The 20,626-nt window shown below is 59.7% G+C and carries 19 protein-coding genes; 5 read left to right on the plus strand and 14 right to left on the minus strand.

What is annotated here, in order from left to right; translation table 11 throughout:
• Positions 1-162: 162 nt before the first annotated feature.
• The 3 genes from N5D22_RS22330 to N5D22_RS22340 all read left to right on the plus strand — a co-directional run bounded on the left by N5D22_RS22330 (position 163) and on the right by N5D22_RS22340 (position 3,416).
• The gene (locus N5D22_RS22330; protein WP_279657559.1) at positions 163-711 is read left to right on the plus strand and encodes a TRAP transporter small permease subunit; all 549 of its coding nucleotides are present in this window, start codon (positions 163-165) and stop codon (positions 709-711) included.
• Positions 712-729: 18 nt separating this feature from the next.
• Positions 730-2,235: a TRAP transporter large permease subunit gene (locus N5D22_RS22335; RefSeq protein ID WP_279657560.1), complete on the plus strand. Its 1,506-nt coding sequence runs from the start codon at positions 730-732 to the stop codon at positions 2,233-2,235.
• Positions 2,236-2,303: 68 nt separating this feature from the next.
• Entirely contained in the window at positions 2,304-3,416 is a 1,113-nt protein-coding gene (locus N5D22_RS22340; protein ID WP_279657561.1) for a TRAP transporter substrate-binding protein, read from the plus strand.
• Positions 3,417-3,482: 66 nt separating this feature from the next.
• On the opposite strand, the gene N5D22_RS22345 is transcribed toward N5D22_RS22340, so the two are convergent.
• The 8 genes from N5D22_RS22345 to N5D22_RS22380 form a co-directional block, all read right to left on the minus strand.
• Positions 3,483-4,115, minus strand: a complete 633-nt coding sequence (locus N5D22_RS22345; protein WP_279657562.1) for a response regulator transcription factor — start codon at positions 4,113-4,115, stop codon at positions 3,483-3,485.
• A complete protein-coding gene (locus N5D22_RS22350) occupies positions 4,112-5,509 on the minus strand; it encodes a cache domain-containing protein (RefSeq protein WP_279657563.1) in 1,398 nt (465 codons plus the stop codon). Before N5D22_RS22350 ends, N5D22_RS22345 begins: the two co-directional genes overlap by 4 nt.
• A gap of 115 nt (positions 5,510-5,624) precedes the next feature.
• Positions 5,625-6,044 (minus strand): SMI1/KNR4 family protein, encoded by a 420-nt coding sequence (locus N5D22_RS22355; RefSeq protein WP_279657564.1) that lies wholly within the window; start codon positions 6,042-6,044, stop codon positions 5,625-5,627.
• Between the two features lie 74 nt (positions 6,045-6,118).
• Positions 6,119-7,030: an HNH endonuclease gene (locus N5D22_RS22360; RefSeq protein ID WP_279657565.1), complete on the minus strand. Its 912-nt coding sequence runs from the start codon at positions 7,028-7,030 to the stop codon at positions 6,119-6,121.
• Between the two features lie 79 nt (positions 7,031-7,109).
• Complete coding sequence (locus tag N5D22_RS22365) at positions 7,110-9,059, minus strand: ABC transporter ATP-binding protein/permease (RefSeq protein ID WP_279657566.1); 1,950 nt, start codon at positions 9,057-9,059, stop codon at positions 7,110-7,112.
• Positions 9,060-9,106: 47 nt separating this feature from the next.
• A complete protein-coding gene (locus N5D22_RS22370) occupies positions 9,107-9,307 on the minus strand; it encodes a hypothetical protein (protein WP_279657567.1) in 201 nt (66 codons plus the stop codon).
• 124 nt (positions 9,308-9,431) lie between these two features.
• Positions 9,432-10,790 (minus strand): ATP-binding protein, encoded by a 1,359-nt coding sequence (locus N5D22_RS22375; protein ID WP_279657568.1) that lies wholly within the window; start codon positions 10,788-10,790, stop codon positions 9,432-9,434.
• Positions 10,790-11,449: a response regulator transcription factor gene (locus tag N5D22_RS22380; protein ID WP_279657569.1), complete on the minus strand. Its 660-nt coding sequence runs from the start codon at positions 11,447-11,449 to the stop codon at positions 10,790-10,792. Before N5D22_RS22380 ends, N5D22_RS22375 begins: the two co-directional genes overlap by 1 nt.
• A 124-nt stretch (positions 11,450-11,573) precedes the next feature.
• Here N5D22_RS22380 and dsbD point away from each other — a divergent pair, with 124 nt between their 5' ends.
• Positions 11,574-13,385, plus strand: a complete 1,812-nt coding sequence (gene dsbD, locus N5D22_RS22385; protein ID WP_279657570.1) for a protein-disulfide reductase DsbD — start codon at positions 11,574-11,576, stop codon at positions 13,383-13,385.
• 103 nt (positions 13,386-13,488) lie between these two features.
• Positions 13,489-14,097 (plus strand): DsbA family protein, encoded by a 609-nt coding sequence (locus N5D22_RS22390; protein WP_279657571.1) that lies wholly within the window; start codon positions 13,489-13,491, stop codon positions 14,095-14,097.
• A gap of 67 nt (positions 14,098-14,164) precedes the next feature.
• Here the strand turns inward: N5D22_RS22390 and prpB are convergent, their stop codons facing one another.
• From prpB to N5D22_RS22420, 6 genes are read right to left on the minus strand one after another with little or no spacing between them, the layout of a single operon-like run.
• On the minus strand, positions 14,165-15,082 hold the full coding sequence (gene prpB / locus N5D22_RS22395) for a methylisocitrate lyase (RefSeq protein WP_279657574.1): 918 nt from the start codon (positions 15,080-15,082) through the stop codon (positions 14,165-14,167).
• A 5-nt stretch (positions 15,083-15,087) separates the two neighbouring features.
• On the minus strand, positions 15,088-16,617 hold the full coding sequence (locus tag N5D22_RS22400; protein WP_279657576.1) for a tripartite tricarboxylate transporter permease: 1,530 nt from the start codon (positions 16,615-16,617) through the stop codon (positions 15,088-15,090).
• Complete coding sequence (locus N5D22_RS22405; RefSeq protein WP_279657577.1) at positions 16,617-17,054, minus strand: tripartite tricarboxylate transporter TctB family protein; 438 nt, start codon at positions 17,052-17,054, stop codon at positions 16,617-16,619. The genes N5D22_RS22400 and N5D22_RS22405 overlap by 1 nt, the downstream gene beginning before the upstream one ends.
• Positions 17,055-17,065: 11 nt before the next feature.
• On the minus strand, positions 17,066-18,061 hold the full coding sequence (locus N5D22_RS22410; RefSeq protein WP_279657578.1) for a tripartite tricarboxylate transporter substrate-binding protein: 996 nt from the start codon (positions 18,059-18,061) through the stop codon (positions 17,066-17,068).
• A 60-nt stretch (positions 18,062-18,121) separates the two neighbouring features.
• Positions 18,122-19,546, minus strand: coding sequence for a sensor histidine kinase (locus tag N5D22_RS22415; protein WP_279657579.1), 1,425 nt, complete (start codon positions 19,544-19,546; stop codon positions 18,122-18,124).
• Positions 19,543-20,214: a response regulator gene (locus N5D22_RS22420; RefSeq protein ID WP_279657580.1), complete on the minus strand. Its 672-nt coding sequence runs from the start codon at positions 20,212-20,214 to the stop codon at positions 19,543-19,545. Before N5D22_RS22420 ends, N5D22_RS22415 begins: the two co-directional genes overlap by 4 nt.
• Positions 20,215-20,626: the final 412 nt, after the last annotated feature.

Consider the following 20,626-nt stretch of genomic DNA (forward strand, 5'->3'; position numbering starts at 1 on the left):
GGCTCAATTGTGGGTTTTGATCTGGCCCATACCCAGTTCTCGGTACGCCTGGGGAAATTCGCCCGCGCTCGCCCTTGAGCTGCAGGCCGCCGTGGTTATCCTGTCCTGATTATGGCGGCCACACGTATTGAGGAGTACGCGGCCGCTTCCGGGGAGGATATCATGAAGTTTCTGCTGGCCGTTTCGCGCGCCATCGACGCCGCCAATTCAGCCATTGGCAAAGGTATTTCCTGGCTGCTTCTCGCGGCCATTTTTATCAGCGCCATCAACGCCGTCATGCGCAAGGCGTTTTCGATGAGCTCGAACGCCTGGCTTGAATCGCAGTGGTATCTGTTTTCCGCCGTGTTTCTGATCGCCGCCGCCTACACGCTTCTTAACAACGAGCACGTCAAGGTCGATCTGGTCTATGGAAATCTCCCGCGCAAAGGCCAGCTGTGGGTCGATATTCTTGGGACCATCTTCTTTCTCATGCCCTTCTGCCTCATCACGGTCTATCTCTCCTGGCCGGTGTTCCTGCAGAAACTTGCTTCCGGTGAGGTTTCAAACAACACGGGCGGCCTCATTCAATGGCCCGTCTGGGCGCTGATACCGATTGGCTTCAGCCTTCTCGCCATTCAGGGCGTTTCGGAACTCATCAAGCGTATCGCGATCCTGCGCGGCGATATCCCCGATCCGGTTGCAGCGGCCGATGCCGCAGCGGCACTGCTCTGATCGAAGGAAAAAACAACAATGGCATTCATTGCGGAAAATCTCGCGCCCATCATGTTCGCGGCGCTCATCATCGTGCTTTTGCTCGGTTATCCCGTGGCTTTCGCCCTGGCCTTTGTCGGCTTCTTCTTCGGTTTCATCGGGATTGAACTCGGGCTGCTGCCGGCGACGTTGTTCCAGGCCATCCCCGACCGCATATTCGGCCAGATGTCGAACGAAACGCTACTGGCCATACCGTTCTTCACCTTCATGGGGCTCATTCTTGAAAAGAGCGGCATGGCGGAGGATCTGCTGGACACGATCGGCCAGCTGTTCGGACCGGTCCGCGGCGGCATCGCGTTTGCCGTCATCTTCGTCGGGGCAATTCTGGCCGCTACCACCGGCGTCGTCGCCGCCTCGGTTATATCGATGGGCCTCATCTCGCTTCCGATCATGTTGCGCTACGGTTATGACCGCAAGGTCGCCGCCGGCACGATTGCGGCTTCCGGCACGCTGGCGCAGATCATCCCGCCCAGTCTCGTTCTGATCGTGCTGGCTGACCAGCTCGGCCGTTCGGTGGGGGATATGTACAAGGGTGCGCTCGTTCCAGGCCTGATGCTTGTGGCGGCCTATGCGCTCTATATCATCGTGACCTCGATCATCAGCCCGACAAAAGTCCCGGCCCTGCCGCTGGAGGCGCGGACCCTGCGCGGCACCAAGCTGCTGCTCAAGGTCATCACCTCGCTCGTGCCGCCGCTGGTCCTGATATTCCTCGTGCTCGGCACGATCTTCCTCGGGATCGCCACCCCGACGGAAGGCGGCGCCATGGGTGCTGTCGGCGCGCTCGCGCTTGCGCTTGCCAACCGCAAGCTCAATTTCGGCCTGATCCAGCAGTCGCTTTACGCCACCGCAAAGCTGTCGTCCTTCGTTCTGCTCATCCTGCTCGGCGCCCGCGTCTTTTCCCTGACCTTCTACGGCGTGAACGGCCACGTCTGGGTCGAGCATCTGATGACATCTATTCCGGGCGGCGAGATCGGCTTCCTGATCGTCGCCAACCTGCTGGTCTTTTTCCTGGCCTTCTTCCTCGACTATTTCGAGCTGGCCTTCATCATCATCCCGCTGCTGGCGCCGGTCGCCGATGCGCTTGGCATCGACCTGATCTGGTTTGGCGTGATGCTGGCGGTCAACATGCAGACGTCGTTCATGCACCCGCCCTTCGGTTTTTCGCTGTTCTTCCTGCGATCCGTCGCACCGACGCGTGCCTATAAGGACCGGATCACGGGACAGACCATCCAGCCGGTCACCTCGTCCCAGATCTATCTGGGCGCCATTCCCTATCTGTTCATCCAGCTGACCATGGTCGTCATCATCATCGCCTTCCCCGGCATCGTGATGCACTACAAGTCAGGCGCAAAACAGGTCGATCCTTCCGCCGTCCATATCAATGTACCGATGCCCAGCATCGGCACGGACGCCGATCCGTTCGCCAATCCTTTCTCGACACCCGGCAACAGCGCACCGAGCTTCGGAAAGCCGGCCACCCCATGACAATCGGCCGGGCGCAAAAGCGCCCGCCGCAACAAAGATCGCTGACGTTCAATAGGAGGAGGTAAACTATGAAGGTCAACCCAGGTCGCAGACAACTCTTGTCGGGCGGCGTACTTGCAGGGGCGGCCGCGGCTGCTTCGGCACTTGCGACACCCGCCATAGCCCAGTCTTTGCCAACTATTCGCTGGCGTCTTACGTCCGGCTTCCCGAACAATCTGGACACGATCTATGGCGGCGCCGTCGTCATGGCCAACGCATTGAAGGCGATTACAGGCGGCAAGTTCGAGATCCAGGTCTTCCAGGCCGGTGAAATCGTTCCCGGCGCCCAGGCCATCGACGCCGTAAAAGCCAATACCGTCGAGATTTCCCATACCTGCGGCTACTATTTCACGGGGAAGGATCCGACATTCGCCATCGGCTCGACCATCCCCTTCGGCCTGAACGCCCGCCAGCAGAACGCATGGCTCTACCATGGCGGCGGCAACGAAGCTTACAATGAATTCCTTTCCGACTACGGCGTCATCGGCATTCCCGGCGGAGCGACGGGCGCCCAGATGGGCGGCTGGTATCGCAAGGAGATCAAGAGCGTCGAGGATATCAAGGGCCTCAAGATGCGTATTGCCGGCGTTGCCGGGCAGGTGCTCGCCAAGCTTGGCGCCGTGCCGCAGCAGTTGCCGGGCGGCGACATCTATCCGGCGCTGGAACGCGGCACCATTGATGCCGCGGAATGGGTCGGTCCCTATGACGACGAAAAGCTCGGCTTCTACCAGATCGCGCCATACTACTATTATCCGGCGTTCTGGGAGGGCGGACTGACGATCCACTTCTTCGTCAACAAGGATCAATATGCCGCACTGCCTGATGAATACAAGGCAGCGCTCGACACCGCCTGCAAGGCCGCCAACATCAACATGCAGGCGCTTTACGACGTCAAGAACAAGGATGCGATCCGCTCGCTGGTTTCCAAGGGCACGCAGCTTCGCCCGCTGCCCCGCGATGTGCTCGACGCCGCCTATAAAGCGACCTTCGAGCTTTATGACGAGTACACGCAGAAGCACCCCGCATGGGCCAAGATCTATCCGGGCTGGAAGAAGTTCCGCGACGAGAGCTTCGAATGGTTCCGCGTCGCCGAATATACCTATGACAGCTATGGCTATGCCATGCAGACGGCCGGCAAATAAGCCGACATAGACTTTACCGAGGCCCCTGGATGGCGACATTCCGGGGCCTCGGGCCTTTGGCCGCTGCTATTCTTTGATAAGCCCGTTATCGATCGCATAACGGATGAGACCGGCAGTCGTCGCTATATCCAGTTTCCTCTTGATGTTCTTGCGATGGGTTTCCATCGTTCGCTCGGCGATATCAAGCGCCAGGGCAGCGTCCCGATTGCTTTTTCCGCGCGCGATCAGCAGCAGAACTTCCTGCTCGCGTGTCGTCAGCGCCTTCAGGCTGCCGGATGAACCCTCCATCAGAACGTCACGAACACCCGAGGAAAAATAGGTGCCGCCGGCAGCCACGGTTTCGATTGCGGCGACTATTTCTTCGGTCGCCACATCCTTCAGAATGTAACCGGCCGCACCATACATCACCGAGGTCGATATATATTCCCGGCTGTCATGCATCGACAGCATCAGCACCCGGGCGGAAAGCTGCTTTTCCTTGAACAGCTCCAGGGCATCGATGCCATTGATCTGCGGCATGTTGATATCCATCAGCACCACATCGGGCCGCGTGGCGACAGCCGCGTCGATACCGGCCATGGCGGATACCGCCGTTCCGACGACGGCGAGATGCTCGTAAGTCTCGAGGACGGCCCTCAACCCATCCAGAACCAGAGGATGGTTGTCGATCAACAACACACGGATCGGATGAACGGTCACTCGGCGGCCTCCTGCAAGCCGCGATTGCGATCCTTCATGGCGGTGATGGGCAGCACGGCCCGTAGAACGGTTCCCCTGGCGGAACTTTCGACATCCAGCCTGCCTCCGAAATGCGTCATACGCTCCTGCATGTTTCTCAAACCGAGCCCCTTGCTAGCCGGCATCCCGTTCTCCGTGCGAACGGCCGGAAAGCCGCGGCCGTTGTCGCTGACATCCATCTGCACCCGTTCATCGCGGCTGGAAAACCGGATGGCGACCTGCGTCGCACCGGCATGGCGCTCGATATTGGTCAACGCTTCCTGTGCGACACGGTAAAGGGCAACGCGCGCCTCCGGGACAAGCATATGCTTGAAGGCCACGGATTCAAGCGTCGCCGCGATTCCCGTGCGTTCGGAAAAACTCGAGATCAGGGATTCCAGAGCCGCCGTCAGCCCCAGATCGTCGAGGACATGCGGGCGAAGATCGTGCGAGATGCGGCGGACTTCCTTGATCGCTTCGTTGAGCGCAATGGCGCCTTTGCCGATCGCCTCAACGGCGCCGATATTATCCGGCGTAACCTTGCGCCGCGCGAGATCGATTGCAAAACGCACGCCGACGAGATTTTGGGAAATGCCGTCATGCAGCTCCCGGGCAATGCGCAGGCGCTCCTCCTCCTGGGTATCGATGATCCTTTGCATCAACTCCTTCAGCCGGCCATCCGCCAGCCGCTGCTGGCGCAGATTGAGCAGCATGCAGGTGGCAAACACCAGCAGCACGGCGGGAACCGCAAACAGGGCGACGATCAGGAAGTTCCAGGTGATTGAATGCCGCAACTCCTCCTTCGCCGCCGCTGTGGTAGCAAAAACATCATCGAGATAAACGCCGGTACCGATCATCCAGCGCCATTTGTCGAGGCCGGCGGCAAAGGAAAGCTTGTCGGCCATTTTTTTGGTGGAAGGCTTTTCCCACTTGTACTGAACGAGCCCTCCCCCCTTTTTCGCCTCGACGATCAGATCGTAGATCACCCGGTTGCCATCGGGATCGTAAAGATCCAGCCAGTTATTTCCCGGACGGAAATTCTGTCGCGGATGGACCACGTTCAGCCCGTCATAGTCATAAACGAAGAAATAGCCGTCAGTGCCATAATCGAGACCGGTCAGGATGCGCTTGACCTCCTCCTTCGCGGCCTCGTCATCGGGCCCTGCCCGATCATAGACGGAGCGGATCGCCGAAAGGGCAAGATTGGTGAGGTTGAGGAGTTCAGCCTCTTTTGCAGCGAGCATGTTTCGTTCGAACGCATCGATGCTCGTGCGCGCCAGCGTCATCGACTGCCAGGTGATCAGCGCGGTGATGACGATAATCGCAAGAACGAGAGGCCCGATGGCCAATGCGAGAATCTGGCTCCTGAGTTTCATGCCCCCTCCGACACATTCATCGTTTATCGTTCCGGCAAAGTCCCCCTACGCCGGAAAAAAATGGGGCGATGGCGGAAGCGCCGAGCACCCATGTGATGTGTTGTATTTACCTATGTCAGGTTTTTCGCCGCAAACCAGAAAGAAATTCTGCAAAATCTACAGCGATACGACGAATGTATTGGTAGGAATTCGACTCCGGATCCGGCTCCTCACTCCAGGCCCAATAGTAGATATGGCCGCTGTCTCTTCCGCTCAACGAGATGACAATGCGGTCGTGGTTGGCAACCAGCGCGATTGGCAGGAGGTTGCGCGGCAACAATTGGCTCAACGATATCTGTTCATATTCAGACGCATAGCTGGTATCGCCATCGGATTGCACAGGGAAGAACTCGGTTATCCAGCCTGCAACTTTGTGATCCTGTGTTTCGAACATCACATTCTCATCCGGAATGACACCGCCGAGCAATGCTTCTCGCAACCGGGCGGGCAATTCCAGTGTGAACCGGCGCTCGAATTCCTGGATTGCTTTCTCCATTCCGTCCTGCTCTCTCGGATTCGATAGCCTCGCAGATGCCCGGCTCGAATGCGATGCCGGCCATGATGAAATATTCAGGCCTTGAAGCAGTTTTGTCTATGCCATTGGAGAAAATGAGGATGCGGGCGCTCAAATGATCGAGACGGCACAATTGCTCTTCCCGTCTTGTTGATCAAACCGCGGATGCTTTCACGGTCATTGGCTTGCCGTGAGATCAGTATCTCAAGTTCGTCGGAGAGACCGATCAGCCCACGATCAAACATCCAGTGTGCCGTACCCGAGAGAGCGATACCATTGCAAAGTATATCAGGACCATTTGCCTCCACGGGACGGATATGCGCAGCATCGACTTCCGCGCGTCCACCACCATTGATAAGCTTCAGGCCAGTGATTGCGCATCTTTTGTCGTAGGCCTGCAGAACGAGTTGGCGAAACAAGCGATTTCGTACAATCCGGGACGAAAGCTGTGCGACGCGCTCACGCTCTTTCTCGAACGCAAAGGGTTCCTGATCCCGGTCGTCAAATCTGTCTGGAACTCGCGTTTCTCCAGGCTCATCCAAGCGAGGCAACTCAGGCTCAAGCTCATCCAGGCCAATCGACACGATACGGTCGAAATCTGCCGCGGATATCGGGCGCACTGCCGCCTGTGCTCTGCCGGAAATTCGGCCCTTTTCGTTCAGCAACCCGCGCTCAACGATGCCGTCCGGCCCACCGAACGGTACAGGATTGATAAAATCAAGATAGCTTCCCGGCTCGATCAACGCCAGATACATGCCGGCCACCTTCGGGTCCGGAATCACCTGCGCGACCTTGGCGATAGCAAAATAGCCGCGGGTAAACGCCACCTTGCGTGGCTCATAATAGAGGATCCAATCGCCAAGACAGGCTTGCACACGACCGAGATATTGGCCAGGAAACTGATACTGCTCCGCCGGACTGTCGTCGTAAATTGAATCTGAACGATGAATGAAAACCCCGAATCCCATGTCTGAATATTAGCATGATCAGGGTACTGCAGCGCAAGACACCTTCGCCGATCCTGATGCCCGGTTCGCCTGTGACGGTTTACCGCCGTTTGACCATGCGACGGAGCAGCGAGCGGGATCGGGCCTTGCGGGGAACGAGGTCGATGTCGCTGACCAGCTTTGCCCCACCTTCCCGGCGTTCCAGGGTGATCTTCCGGCTGTGAAAGGCTTCAAGTTCGGCACGATGCGCCACGCTGACGATTGTTGCACCGGGCAATTCATCGACCACCGTCTGCATCATCCTGTCCTGACTCCTGTCGTCCAGAGCCGCGGTCGCTTCGTCCATGACGATGATGTCGGGATCGTTCAGCAACAGGCGGGCAAAGGTCAGCCGCTGTTTTTCGCCGCCCGACAGCGTCTGGTCCCACGGCGCCTCCTCTTCCACCTTGTCTTTGAGATGGCCAAGTCCAACCTTGTCGAGAGCCGCCCCTATCTCGTCGAGAGTCCAGCTCTCGGCCGGTTGCGGATAGCAGACCGCCCGGCGCAGCGTGCCGGACGGAATATATGGCCGCTGCGGCAGCATGAAAAGCCGGCTGCCGGCGCGAAAACCGACACTGCCCCCGCCCCATGGCCACAGGCCGGCAATCGCCCGAACAAGCGTGCTTTTGCCGGACCCGGATTCCCCCGCCACCAGCACCCTTTCTCCGGGCCCGATTTCGACATCCGTCTCTTTGACGACAGCCGTTCCATCGCCCAGCGAAACGGAAACATCCCTGAGGCTCAGCATCGTGTCGCCTTCGGTTTCTCCGCGCACGATCCGGCCAAGCGTATCGCTCTGCTCGGCCCGCTCGAGACCATCAAGCGACATCATCAGGGATGCGACGCGCCGAGCGCAGGCATTCCAGTCCGCCAGCCGCGGATAGTTGTCGACCAGCCAGCCGAAGGCGGACTGAACGATGGTGAAGGCGGAAGCGGCCTGCATGACCTCACCGAGGGACATGCTTCCATCGAGAAATTTCGGCGCACAGAGCAAAACGGGCACAACCGGCGCAATCAGCATCGATCCATGCGATACAACGGTGGTGCGCATATATTGCTGCGCCATCAGCCGCCACTGCCGCCGGACATTGCCGAACCGCTTGTCGAGGTCGCTTCGCTCCTCCTCTTCGCCACCGAGCAGGGCGATACTCTCGCCATTTTCCCTGACACGCGTCAGCGTGTAGCGGAACTCCGCCTCGAGCTGGTTCTTGACCTCGGATACCCTGACGAAGTTCCGGCCAATCAACGCTATGGAGCTCGATGTGATAAGCGCATAGATCACCGCCGCAACCACGAGAAAGCCGGGTATGGTGATCCATACCCCTCCAATCGGCAGCGTCAGCGCCCCGCCGATCGTCCAAAGGACGACGATAAAGGTCGAAGCCGACACGAAGGCGGCGATGACGCCTGCGATGAAATCCACGGGTGCCTCGGTGGCGATCCGCATATCTTCCGAAAGCCTCGCCTCGGGATTTTGATGGTCGCCGTCGATCAGGTTGAGCTGATAATAGCGGCCATTTGCAATCCATCGCGAGACCAGCACCTTCGTCAACCATGACCGCCAGCGCCGCTGGATCCGCATTCTGACATAGACCTGCGACGTCACGATCAGGACGCTTCCCAGAACGAGCGGCGGGAATATGGAGCCGAGAAAATAAACCGTGGAAGCGTCCCGCTTTTCAATGGCGTCGAAAATCCCGCGGTTCCAGACATTGATGCCATATTGGAAACCGACATTGATGCCGATCATCGCCAGCAGCCCGATTGAAAACGGCCATGCCAGCCCATCGCCACGGCGGCTCCAGAAACCTCGCGCACTGATCCAGAAACGCTTCAGCAGATATCGCTTGCGAGCCTGTTCAGCCTCTTCAGGCGTCAAACCCGCGGAGGGCTCTATTTCCTCCGGCGGCAGGGGTTCATCAGCCTCATGGGCATCGGTCGCCTGTGCATTTTTTGCACCGTTCTGGCCGGTGCCATCGACTGGTTTCGGATTTGCGTCAGCATCGGTCATGGATGCTTAAACGAATGAGGATTTGAAAGGTTGCCGGGGACGCCGCCCTAGCGGCCTCCGGTTTTCCGCCACTTCAGCAGATAGCCAAATCCCGGCCCGATCAGAACGCCGGCAATGACCCACTCCATCAGGCTGAGTGGACGCTCATCCGGATCGTGGCCGGTGAGATAGAGAAAGAGGAAAAAAGCCATCACGCCACCGATGATGAGGGTGGCGGCGATCATCAGGCCTCGGGAGGAATTCGACATGGCATTCGTCTCCAAATGGCTGCATCTACCGTTCATCTAGCACATTCAGGCCGCGTTGATTCACGCCCCTGGTTCCGGTGTGAATATTTTCGTTTCACTCGTCGGGCCGCATGCGGGCCCGCGGTCACGCCCGTGGCAAGATAAGCGTCACGACAAATCCGGAATCGGCCTGGCGAAAGGCGAGCTCCCCGCCAAGCTTGCGCATGGCCATGTCGACGATCGCAAGGCCGAGACCGCTACCCTCGCCGCGGGCCGAATGTCCCCGCTTGAACCGCTCCCTGACTGTCACCTGATCATCCGGATCTATGCCCTGTCCCTGATCCTTCACCTCGATTTCGATCCTCGGCCCGTTCCCCAGGACAGAGATCTCAACGCCCGAGCCGTCGGGCGAATACTGAATGGCATTCTCGATCACGTTTCGCAGGGCCAGACGCAGGAGATTGACGTCTCTCAAGGTCACCATTTCATCCGGTCGCAGGCAAAACGTCACGGGAATGGCGCGCCTGCTGCTCAGGGCCTCAAGGTCGGAACGGATATCTTCCATGATCCCCGCAAGCCGCACCGTCTCGCGACCGCTATCGCGGTCGGTCGAATCGACCAGCGCCAGATCGATAAGCTGACGGACAAGACGCCCGGTCCGGTCGACGCTCGTCGAAATATGCGCCAGCGCCTTGTCCCGCACATTGTCCTCTTTGCTCCGCAGCGCCACCTGTGCCTGGGTCTTCAATCCGGCAAGCGGGGTCTTCAACTCATGGGCGGCATAGGCAATGAAGGTCTTTTCACGCTCGCGCGCCGCCTCCACCCGCAGGAAGAGGGAGTTCAAGGAGCTGAGCAATGGCTTGATTTCGCTGGGCGTATCCCGGTTCTCTATGGCATGCAGTTCGTCTGCAGACCTTAACCCCAGCGACATGGCGATCCTCTTGAGCGGCCCTAGCCCCTGTCCTACGCTCAGCCAGATCAGCACCGCCAGGATCGGCAGGATAGCCAGGGCCGGAACGAGCTGTCCCTTGACCACATCGGCAACCAGCCTGTCGCGTATCTCCAGGCTGTCGCCTATGAGAACGCGGAGATTGAGCTCCGGATTAACAACCGCGAAAACACGCCAGCGAACGCCATCGACGCTGGTTTCGCTGAAGCCGTCGCGGCTGTCGGTAAGCGATTCATGCGGGGCACTTTCCGACCGGCTGACAAGCTGCCCCTGGAGCGACCAGATCTGGCAAGAGAGCTGCCGCCTGTAATCGCCCTGGAGATCGAATGGCAGGCCGGCGTCATCGGCTTTCGTATTGTCCACGGCGCCGGCGACCGCGATATGGTGGTTGGTGAGGAGCGAGCTGACCATGCGGGCGGCTTCCATCAACCGCGCATCCAGCACCCGTTCAACCTGATGCTGCACGCTGAAATAGGTCCACATGACGGCAAACAGCCAGACGGCGCCCGTCGTCGCCAGCAGGATCGCAAAAAGGCGCAGGCGGATCGAACGCATCAGGGCATCCCCAGCCTATAGCCGACCCCGCGCACGGTTTCGATGGAAGCGCTGCCAAGCTTGGCGCGCAGCTTGTGCACATGCACTTCTATCGTGTTGCTCTCCACATCCTCCTGCCAGCCGTAAAGGCGCTCTTCCAGCGCCTGTTTGGAGTGAATTGCCTGGGGGTTCGCCATGAGCGCATGAAGGATCGAGAACTCGCGGCGCGACAGGATTATGGCCGAACCTTCCCGAAGAACCTGCATGGAAGCAGGATCGAGCGTCAGTCCGCGCAGGCTGATCTGCGCACTCGCCCGCCCGGCGGCGCGGCGCGTGATCGCGCGCAGGCGGGCGGCAACCTCATCCAGATCGAAGGGTTTGCCAAGGTAATCGTCGGCACCCGCATCCAGACCGTCGATACGATCTCCGACTTCATCCTTGGCGGTCAGCAGCAGCACAGGCACCCGGTTCCCGGCACGGCGTATGCCGTTAAGGACATCCAGCCCCGAGCCATCCGGAAGCATTCGATCAAGAACCACCGCATCGAAATTACCCGTCGCGAGCGCCTCTGATGCATCGGCGGCCGTCGTCACGCCGTCAGCGACAAAACCGCCCAGCTTCAAACCTTCCCGCAATCCGTCGAGCAGGATCGGATCATCTTCGACAATGAGAATTCGCAATCGCGCCTCCGTAAAAGGTCTATCCAGTTTCGTCATGCGATCCCCAGCTTAAGCCTGCCTTAAGCTCCCGACGAGATCAGTCCGGCACAGAAGAATACACGAAAGGCTATGCCGGATGCGCATATTGACGTTCACACTTGTGATTCTGGCGTTTTTCAGGGCGCTCTCCCCGGTATCGGCGGCCGAAACCCCGCTTGCCATGGATCAGGCGTTCAGGGCGACCGTCGAACGGGGACATGACGGCCGCGCAATCATTCGCTGGGTAATCAATGACGGCTATTACCTCTACCGGGATTATCTGAGCGCGGAAAACGACGGCGGCCGCAAGCTGGAAATCCAGTCCCTCCCCGGCGAGATGAAAGAGGACCCCAATTTCGGCGTCACCGAGATCTACTACAAGACCGCGACGGCATCGATCGCCGAAGCTCCGGCAAAATTTCGCCTCACCTATCAGGGCTGTCAGGACAAAGGGCTCTGCTATCCGCCGACCACCAAAGCGGTCGATATGGCAAATCTCACCATAAGCGCCGGAGGCTTGTTTTCCCAGAACAGCCTCGCCGGCACCATAGAGGCTCCGTCCGGCTTCTCCAGCGTCGCCACGCAGGAAGAATTCTCACTGGCGGATGACCACGCCCAGACGACGGTCGATCAACTGCTGGCGGATGGCGGACTGATCCTGCTCCTTGCCGGATTTCTCGGTTTCGGATTGTTGCTCGCCTTCACGCCATGCGTTTTCCCGATGTATCCGATCGTTGCCGCCATGCTCGCCCGGGACGGTGAAAAACTGACGGCCCGACGCGGCTTCCTGCTGTCCCTGTCCTATGTGCTGGCGCTCGCATCCGCCTTCGGGCTGATGGGCATGGCAGCCGCATGGTCGGGGCAAAACCTGCAGATCGCCCTGCAGTCAACCTATGCCGTCGCGGCCATATCCATCCTGTTCGCGGCTCTTGCCCTTGCAAATTTCGGGCTTTTCCACATTCAGCTTCCGGCCTCGATCTCAGCCCGGTTTGCGAAATCGCCGCAAGGCGCGAGCACGATACCGGGCGCAATGCTGCTCGGCTTCTCCTCGGCATTGCTTATCGGACCTTGCGTCACGGCTCCCCTGGCGGGCGCGCTTCTCTATATTGCCCGCACGGGCGATGTCGTTGTCGGCGCCGCCGCACTATTTGCCCTTGGGTTGGGTAAAGGGATCCCGCTCGTCATCGTGGCGACGGCAAGCGGCAAGACCTTGCCGAAAGCAGGGCTGTGGATGGAAAAGATACGCCAGATTTTCGGCTTCCTGTTCCTGGCCACCGCCCTTTGGCTGGCAACACCGCTCATTCCGGAACGGTTGATGGTGCTTGGCTGGGCAGTGCTTGCGCTTTCCTTTGGTGTTTTTGCCTTCAGCGCAGCCGCCGGCAATTCAAAGTCGGGCGTAAGCGTGCTTTCCCGAACGACGGGTCTCGCATCCATCATCTGGGCAATTCTGATCTTTGTCGGTCTCGGCATCGGCGCGACGGACCCGCTCACTCCCCTGAAGCCGCTGAACGCCGGCAATGGGGCAGGATCGCTCGTCTCGATAAAGAAAAGCGACTTCCAGAAGCTCTCTTCTATCGCAGATCTTCGCCTCCGGCTCGACAACTCGGCGCCCAGGGAACCGACACTCCTCTATGTGACAGCGGACTGGTGTGTGACCTGCCGTACAATCGAGCGCTCGCTTCTGACCTCGCCGGACGTGGTTGAAGCGCTGAAGGGAATGAACCTCGTCAGCCTGGACCTGACGACACTCGATGAAGACAAGCAGGCGCTGCTCTCGACATTGAAGGTGGTCGGGCCGCCGACGATGGTTTTTCTCGACAGCAACCGAAAGGAGCCGGAAGCAACGCGGCTGATCGGCGAATTCTCGGCGATAGATCTCGCGGCATCGGCCCGCAGCGCGCGGGCATCACCTCCATGAACGATATCCTGATCGTTGCTGCCGCATTCGGGCATGCGGCTGCCGGCAATCGCCGGCATTCCCCGCAGGCCCCCATTCCAACAACCCAACAGGGAGAATTTTGATGTTTTCACGGCGCGATTTCATGATCGGCGGCCTGGCGGCTTTCAGCGGAACGCTGGTCTCTGCGGGCGAAAGCTTCGCACAGCAAATCAGCACGGAAGAGGTGTTCTTCGACAAGGATGCACCCGTGCTTGGAAATCCCAAGGGCAAGGTCACCATCGTCGAATATTTCGATTATCAATGCCCCTACTGCAAGACATCCCATGCCATGGTGAAAAAGGTTGTCGCAAATGATGGCGACGTCAGGCTTGTCCTCAAGGACTGGCCAATTTTGGGGCCTGCATCTGTCTTTGCGGCACAGGCGGTTCTGGGCGCCGCCCAGATCGGCAAATATCAGGTCGCCATGGAAGCGCTGATGAAAACCAAAGCGCGCCTTTCCGAAGACGAGATCAAAGACGCCTTCACCGGCGCAGGGTTGGCGATGAAGGACATCGCCGCAGCGGTGAACCGGAACAACGGGAAGATCTCCGCCCTGCTCGATCGCAACTATCGCCAGGCGCTCGCCTTCAATTTCGTCGGCACGCCCTCATTCGTCATCGGCAAGACGATCTACCCCGGCGTTCTGGATGAAAAGGGCCTTGTGGCCGCCATCAAGCAGGCCCGGGCATAGGCCGCCTATCGCTCCGAAACAACACATCCCCTCACCTTGATTGTGAGGGGAGCATCAGCCGAAACCTTTACCGGGACCCTGTCGACGGGAGGCTGCTTGCAACGATACTGGCATCGAGCGCTTCATAACCCGCGAGGTCGATCAGACCGTAGAGTTCGGCACGGGTCTGCATCCTGTGGATGGCGTCCGTCACCGCGCCTTGCCGGGCAAGCTCGGCATAAAGTTCCTGCTGCGCCCTGTTGGCGACCCGGAGCGACGACACCGGCCAGATGACCATGCGGTAACCGAGCGCCTGCAGCGCATCGGCCGCCAGGGGAGGGGAACGGCCGAATTCCGTCATATTGGCCAGAAGAGGCACACCGTTCATGGCGGCGGCAAATTCGGCGAACATGGCCTCGGTCGTCAGGGCCTCGGGGAAGATGGCGTCCGCCCCGGCCTGCACATAGAGGCGGGCACGGTCGATCGCCCGTGCCATTCCTTCATCGGCTACCGCGTCCGTCCGCGCGACGATCACAAGAAATCGCCGGGCCCGGGCCGCCGCCGCAATCTTGGCGGCCATGTCTTCCGGAGCGGCAAGCTTCTTGTCGTTGAGATGGCCGCATTTCTTCGGCAGCACCTGATCTTCGATCTGGATGGCCGCGGCACCGGCCTCCTCGAGACAGTGCACCGTGTTCATGACATTGAGAACCTCACCAAAGCCGGTATCTCCGTCCACCAGCAGCGGAAGGCCCGAGGCCCTGACGATCTGTCGGGTGAAGAACAATACGTCTTCCAGCGTCAGGATACCGAGGTCGGGAAGCCCCATGGATGCGCTCATCGCCGCTCCGGACAGATACAGCGCCTTAAAACCTGCTGCTTTTGCCTGGAGGGCCGCAAGGCCGTTATGCGCGCCCGGCATTCTGACAATGTCAGGCACGCGCAGGAGGGTTCGTAACCTTTCGCCCGCCGGCGTTCGACCCTGATCTGTGGGAATGAGATAATTCATTGCGGTCAATCCATCTGGAGCGATGTTTTCTGCCGCCACTTCGCGAGCCTCGGCAGAAGCAGCGGAACGAGAAGAACTGCGGCGGCCATGCCCCAAAGGGTGATGGAAATCGGACTTGACCAGAGAATGGCAACATCTCCGGCAGAAAGGGACAGGGCCCGCCGCAGGCTTTGCTCCAGTATCTTGCCGAGCACGAGACCGAGGATGAGCGGCGCCATCGGCACACCCAGACGACGCAGAACATAGCCTCCAACGCCGAGGGCCACCATCAGCACAAGGTCAAAAGTCGTGGACTTGCCCGAATAGACACCGATCGCGCTGACGACGACGATGAACGGCACGAGCACCCAGGCCGGAACGGAAAGCATTCTGGCAAAAACGCCAACGAGCGGAATGTTGATCGCCAGAAGGATGAAGTTGCCAATGAAGAGCGAAGCGATAAGGCCCCAGACCAGATCAGGTTGCGAGCGGAAAAGTGCCGGACCTGGTGTCAGATTGTAAAGTGTCAGAACGCCAAGCATGATTGCCGTCGTACCGGAACTGGGGATGCCCAGCGTGAGCATGGGAATGAAATTGGAATTGGAAGCGCTGTTATTGGCTGCCTCAACGGATGCAAGACCGCGCATGTCACCCTGGCCGAAGCGGCTTCCTTCAGGATCGTTCTTTTCAACCACGCGCTTTTCTGTCGTATACGCCAGCGCGGAGGCGACCGTGCCCCCGGCGCCCGGCAGGATGCCCACGAAAAACCCGATCAGCGATCCGCGAAACGTGGCCATATTGGTGAAGCGCATCTCGGCCCGATTGAATAGCGAGCGACCCAATTGCTCGATACGGACAGTCAGGCCCCCATGCATGGTGTCGAGCATGATCAGCAATTCGCTGATCGCGAACAGACCAATGACCACGGTCGCGAACTGGACGCCATCGACCAGGTTCGGCGAACCGAACGTATAACGATAGACCCCGGAATTGGCATCGATGCCGATCGTGGAGATCGCCAGACCCAGCCCGATCGCAAGCATCGCCTTCACCGGCTGGTCGGTAAGCAGGCCCGTCAGGCAGGCGAAAGCGAATACCATGAGGGCCACATATTCGACCGGTCCGAATGCCAGCGCCCATGTCGCAAGGATCGGAGCGGCGACCACGATACCCAGGGTCGCGATGGCCGAGCCGACAAAGGAGGTCCAGGCCGAGAGGGAAAGGGCGATCCCGGCTTTCCCCTGGCGCGCAAGCGGATAACCCTCCAGAGCGGTCATCACGGCCGAAGCTTCGCCGGGCACGTTGAGCAGTATGGCGCTGATCCGGCCTCCATATTCGGATCCGATATAGATCGCCGCCATCAGGATCAGCGAGCCTTCCGGAGGCAGTCCAAGGGCAAATACCACCGGCACAAGCATGGCGACAGCGTTGATTGGTCCGAGACCCGGCAGAACGCCAACCATCGTCCCGACAACGGCGCCAAGGGTGGCAAGAAGGAGATTGGTGGGCGAAAGGGCAACCCCAAACCCGTGCATGAGATAATTGAGAGTATCCATCAGACGATACCTCCGAAGGGACCGGCAGGAAGAACAACCTCCAGAACCTGGTCGAAGAGCAAATACGACGAAACGGCCAGCACCACGCCGGTCAGCGCGCCCTGCCACCATTTGGCTCCGAAGATCATCGCAATCGGGATCGTGAAGATCGTGGTCGCGACCACGAAGCCAAGCGGCTGGAAAAGAAGGGCATATCCGGCAAGGCAGCCGGACAGGGCGGCGATGGTCGCGATGGGACCCGCCGGTTCGGCGGCAGATTCGCCCGGCTTCAGAAGCAGGATGACACCGCAGAGCCCGATCATCACTGCCGCGATGATCGGAAACACGCGTGGTCCAACCGGTTCATAAGCAAAAGGCGCCTGCAACTCATATCCGAACAGGAGCATGATCGCTGCGACCGCGATTGCGGCCGCTCCCAGGAGACGGTCGGTCGTCATTGTTCAGGCCCTTATTTGGTCGTCGCGAGGCCGAAATCGGTGGCAAGCTTCTTGTAGGCGGCCACCTGCTCTTCGACGAAAGTCTTCGTTTCTTCGCCCGTCATCGGAAAAGGAAAAAGGTTCCGCTTCTGAAGCTCGGCAGCGTAGTCGGGAGACTGCATGGCCTTGGCGAAGGCGTCGGCCCACCACTGATAGTCCGCCTCGGTGACCTCGGGGCCGACATAAAAGCCGCGCACGATCGGCCACTTGATGTCGAAGCCCTGCTCGATGGCGGTCGGCACCGGAGAAAGCTTGCCGGGAAGGCGCTCCTCCGAGAAGATTGCGAGCAGCTTCAGCGGGGCGCCGCCATCGATTGCCGCCTGGCTGTCGCCGACGTCGTTCATGCAGATATGGACATGTCCGCCCTGAAGAGCGGTCGCACAGTCTCCGCCGCCTTCAAAAGCAACAAAACGCATGGCTTTGTAATCGATGCCCGCAGCGCGCGCGGCCATCGCGGCTTTCATCCAGTCCTGGCTGCCGATGGTGCCGCCGGCCCCGATGATGACGGACTTCGGATCCTTCTTGATCGCTGCCATCAGGTCCGTCAGGGAGTTGTATTCGCTGCTTTCCTGAACGACGACAGCGCCGTAATCTGTACCGACACTTGCAACCCAGCGGACGTCCTTTTCAGAATATGCGCCAAATTTGCCCTGGGCGAGGTTGAGAAGCGATCCGGCGGAAAAGGCCACGACGACATTCGGTTCCGCACGGCGCTGGCCGACAATGGCGTTATAGGCAACCGCGCCGATACCGCCGGGCATATAGGAGACGCGCATGGGCGATTTTACCGCGCCCGATTGCTGAAGCGTCGCCTGCGCAAGCTTGCAGGTGATGTCAAAGCCGCCGCCGGGCTGGGCGGGAGCGATGCATTCCGGATTTTTGGGCTCGGCATGAGCGATGGTCGAGGAGACGGAAAATACCGTAACCGAAAGGGCGGCGCCGAGAGCGGCGCGAAATGCGAATGTCATTGATGTTCCTCCAGAAAGTGACGCAGACCTCCTATCTGCGAAGCACCTCATATATCGCTCTCAAGCTTTCAACTGGCTTTCAGCCGCCAATGGCAGGCGAATGGAGACCACGAGGCCAGTCCGATCCTCCCTATTCCGGACCGTCAGCGAACCACCGCTGGCGCGGGCGACGGTCAGCGCAATGGCCAGCCCCAGGCCGCTGCCGCTTGCCGCCCGATGTCCGCTGCGGAAGCGTGTTCCCGCATGCGCCAGCTCGTCTTCCTCCATGCCCGGACCTTCGTCCATGATATCCACAACAACCCATCCGTCGTCGCGCAACAGCCTCACCGTCACCAGACCGCCCTCGGGAGAATATTTCACCGCATTATCGAGAACGTTCATCATCGCTTCCTGGAGAAACCCCTCATTGGCGCGGATGACCAGTCCATCGTCGTGAGCGTCGATCGCGCAGTCCATGCGACGGCCGCGAATGCGCGGCCACAGCATCCTGACGCTCTCGGCCACCGTCTCGGCGACATTCAGGAAAACCTGCGGATATATTTCCGTACCCTGGGAGGTGCGGGCCTTGGCGAGCGCCAGAAGCTGGTTCGTGGTCCGGATCGAACGATCCAGAACGTCCTTGGACGACTCCAGGGTCATGCGGACTTCGTCGGGGTTTGCCTGGTGCAGCGCGTAGTCGATCTGGGTTCGCAGGATCGTCATCGGGGTCCGGAGCTGGTGCGAGGCATCGTCCAGGAACCGTCGCTGCTGTTCCGCCTGCTCGACAGCTCTTTCCATCAGGCGATTCATCGCCTCCACGGCCGGGCGAACCTCCCTTGGAAGATCGGCAATCTCGAGCGGCTGCAAATCCTCGGGTTCACGGGCATCGATCGCCTCCCGCAGCCTGCTGAGCGGTTTCAGGGCCATGAAGACGCCGATGCCGATGAGCATTCCCAAAACCACCACGACGAGAACGTCCCGAAGGATGGCGCGGATGATCAACTCGTTCTGGAACATGGTGCGCGACAATTTCGTCTCGGCAACCTGAATGGTGATCTGCGTCCCATCCGGCTTGGCGGGATCGAGTGGCCGGCTGAATGCTCCGACACGGATGACCTCGCCGAAGTAGTCGCCGTCATGGAAACGGAGCTGTCCCGGCAGGAGATTCGGCGTCTCCGGCAGGAGGACATCGCCGATCTGGACGAGGCCGTCGCTCGTGGACACATTGAAATAGACCTTCCCCTGCGCCGTCAGCTGGAAGAACTCGAAGAGATTGTAGGGGAGCTCGACCCCGATACCGCCGCTTTCCGTGGAAATATTCGCATCGATCGCCCGGACTGCCCCGGCAAGCGATCGATCATAGGCGCTGTCGGCCATTTCCTGAACGGTCGTCGCACTGAGCAACAGCGTGGACGCCATTGCCAGGATGATGGCCGGCACAATCCAGAGGCCGAGGGTGAGGGCGAGCGGATGTCCCGGCTTGCCGAACCTTCCCGCGCCGCTCATGCCGCGCCCGCTTCGAGCACGTATCCCAGCCCACGCAATGTTCTTATCTGGACCGAGTGCGAAAGCTTCTTCCTCAGCCGATGCGCGATGACCTCGATTGCCTCCAGCTGGATATCGGCGTCATAGGAAAACATCCGGTCGACAATCTTCTGTTTCGACATGGGTTCTCCCGCATGCTGCACGAGGATACGAAGGAGCGAATGCTCACGAGGCGTCAGGTCGAGCGGATCGCCGCACAGGGTGAAGCGCTGCTCGGCCGAATAATAGGTAAGGTCACCACAAGAAAAGGTGCCCACATTGCGCCCATGGGCGCGGCGCACCAGCGCGACCAGCCGCGCCTCCAGTTCCTCGATCGCAAACGGCTTGGCGAGAAAATCATCCGCGCCTTCGTGAAGCGTGCCTATCCGTTCGCTGAGCGTATCGCGCGCGGTCAGGATGAGAGCCGGCGTGTTGTCGCCGCGCACCCTCATTGCGGAGAGAACGGCGCGTCCGCCCATCTTCGGCAATCCCAGGTCCAGAATGACCGCGTCGAACTCCTCCTGCCGAAGCCGCTGGTCTGCAACGGTTCCGTCATCCGCCCAATCGATCATGAATTCGTAGCGCTGCTTCAGCGCCTTTATCAGCCACTGCGCCAGTTCTGCATCGTCTTCGACCAGCAGTAGTTTCAACTCTAGACCTCCGCTTGCATGGCCGCACGGCCAGCCATGGCAAGATGAACCAAATCATCGTCTGCCTGAAGCCGGGGCCGGCACACCGTTCCTCACCGGTGTACAGGTAACGATCTACGATGATCTCGTTTTCCCCAGGCCGTTTCTGATAAATTATCGCGGCGCGCGGGATCAAGGGATAATACCTCAACGAGGTGGCGGCACGAACCGCCCTGGCGCTGCGAGCCGGCATCCTTGCTGTGGATAGTTTGACGCCGGATGGGCTCACGCCAGAGTTTTTTACAAGAAATTGCCGCGTCAGGCGCGGGACACCGGATACGTCAACCCAAGTGAAACTCTTGGTTTGCGCATGAACTCACAATTTATTGTGGTTGCGTTATTGTGGTTGCGCTCCGGAGCGATTTGGCCTTGT

It is taken from the genome of Agrobacterium sp. GD03872, from assembly GCF_029840625.1.
Classification (GTDB): domain Bacteria; phylum Pseudomonadota; class Alphaproteobacteria; order Rhizobiales; family Rhizobiaceae; genus Agrobacterium; species Agrobacterium fabrum_A.

Bases quoted from the DNA above. Each gene is read 5' to 3' on its own strand.
- N5D22_RS22375 (WP_279657568.1), bottom strand. From the start codon at position 10,790: ATGCGTTCGATCCGCCTGCGCCTTTTTGCGATCCTGCTGGCGACGACG.
- N5D22_RS22365 (WP_279657566.1), bottom strand. From the start codon at position 9,059: ATGACCGATGCTGACGCAAATCCGAAACCAGTCGATGGCACCGGCCAG.
- N5D22_RS22330 (WP_279657559.1), top strand. From the start codon at position 163: ATGAAGTTTCTGCTGGCCGTTTCGCGCGCCATCGACGCCGCCAATTCA.
- prpB (WP_279657574.1), bottom strand. From the start codon at position 15,082: ATGAATTATCTCATTCCCACAGATCAGGGTCGAACGCCGGCGGGCGAA.
- N5D22_RS22390 (WP_279657571.1), top strand. From the start codon at position 13,489: ATGTTTTCACGGCGCGATTTCATGATCGGCGGCCTGGCGGCTTTCAGC.
- N5D22_RS22415 (WP_279657579.1), bottom strand. From the start codon at position 19,546: ATGAGCGGCGCGGGAAGGTTCGGCAAGCCGGGACATCCGCTCGCCCTC.
- N5D22_RS22400 (WP_279657576.1), bottom strand. From the start codon at position 16,617: ATGGATACTCTCAATTATCTCATGCACGGGTTTGGGGTTGCCCTTTCG.
- N5D22_RS22405 (WP_279657577.1), bottom strand. From the start codon at position 17,054: ATGACGACCGACCGTCTCCTGGGAGCGGCCGCAATCGCGGTCGCAGCG.
- N5D22_RS22370 (WP_279657567.1), bottom strand. From the start codon at position 9,307: ATGTCGAATTCCTCCCGAGGCCTGATGATCGCCGCCACCCTCATCATC.
- N5D22_RS22335 (WP_279657560.1), top strand. From the start codon at position 730: ATGGCATTCATTGCGGAAAATCTCGCGCCCATCATGTTCGCGGCGCTC.
- N5D22_RS22410 (WP_279657578.1), bottom strand. From the start codon at position 18,061: ATGACATTCGCATTTCGCGCCGCTCTCGGCGCCGCCCTTTCGGTTACG.
- N5D22_RS22360 (WP_279657565.1), bottom strand. From the start codon at position 7,030: ATGGGATTCGGGGTTTTCATTCATCGTTCAGATTCAATTTACGACGAC.
- N5D22_RS22340 (WP_279657561.1), top strand. From the start codon at position 2,304: ATGAAGGTCAACCCAGGTCGCAGACAACTCTTGTCGGGCGGCGTACTT.
- N5D22_RS22355 (WP_279657564.1), bottom strand. From the start codon at position 6,044: ATGGAGAAAGCAATCCAGGAATTCGAGCGCCGGTTCACACTGGAATTG.
- N5D22_RS22350 (WP_279657563.1), bottom strand. From the start codon at position 5,509: ATGAAACTCAGGAGCCAGATTCTCGCATTGGCCATCGGGCCTCTCGTT.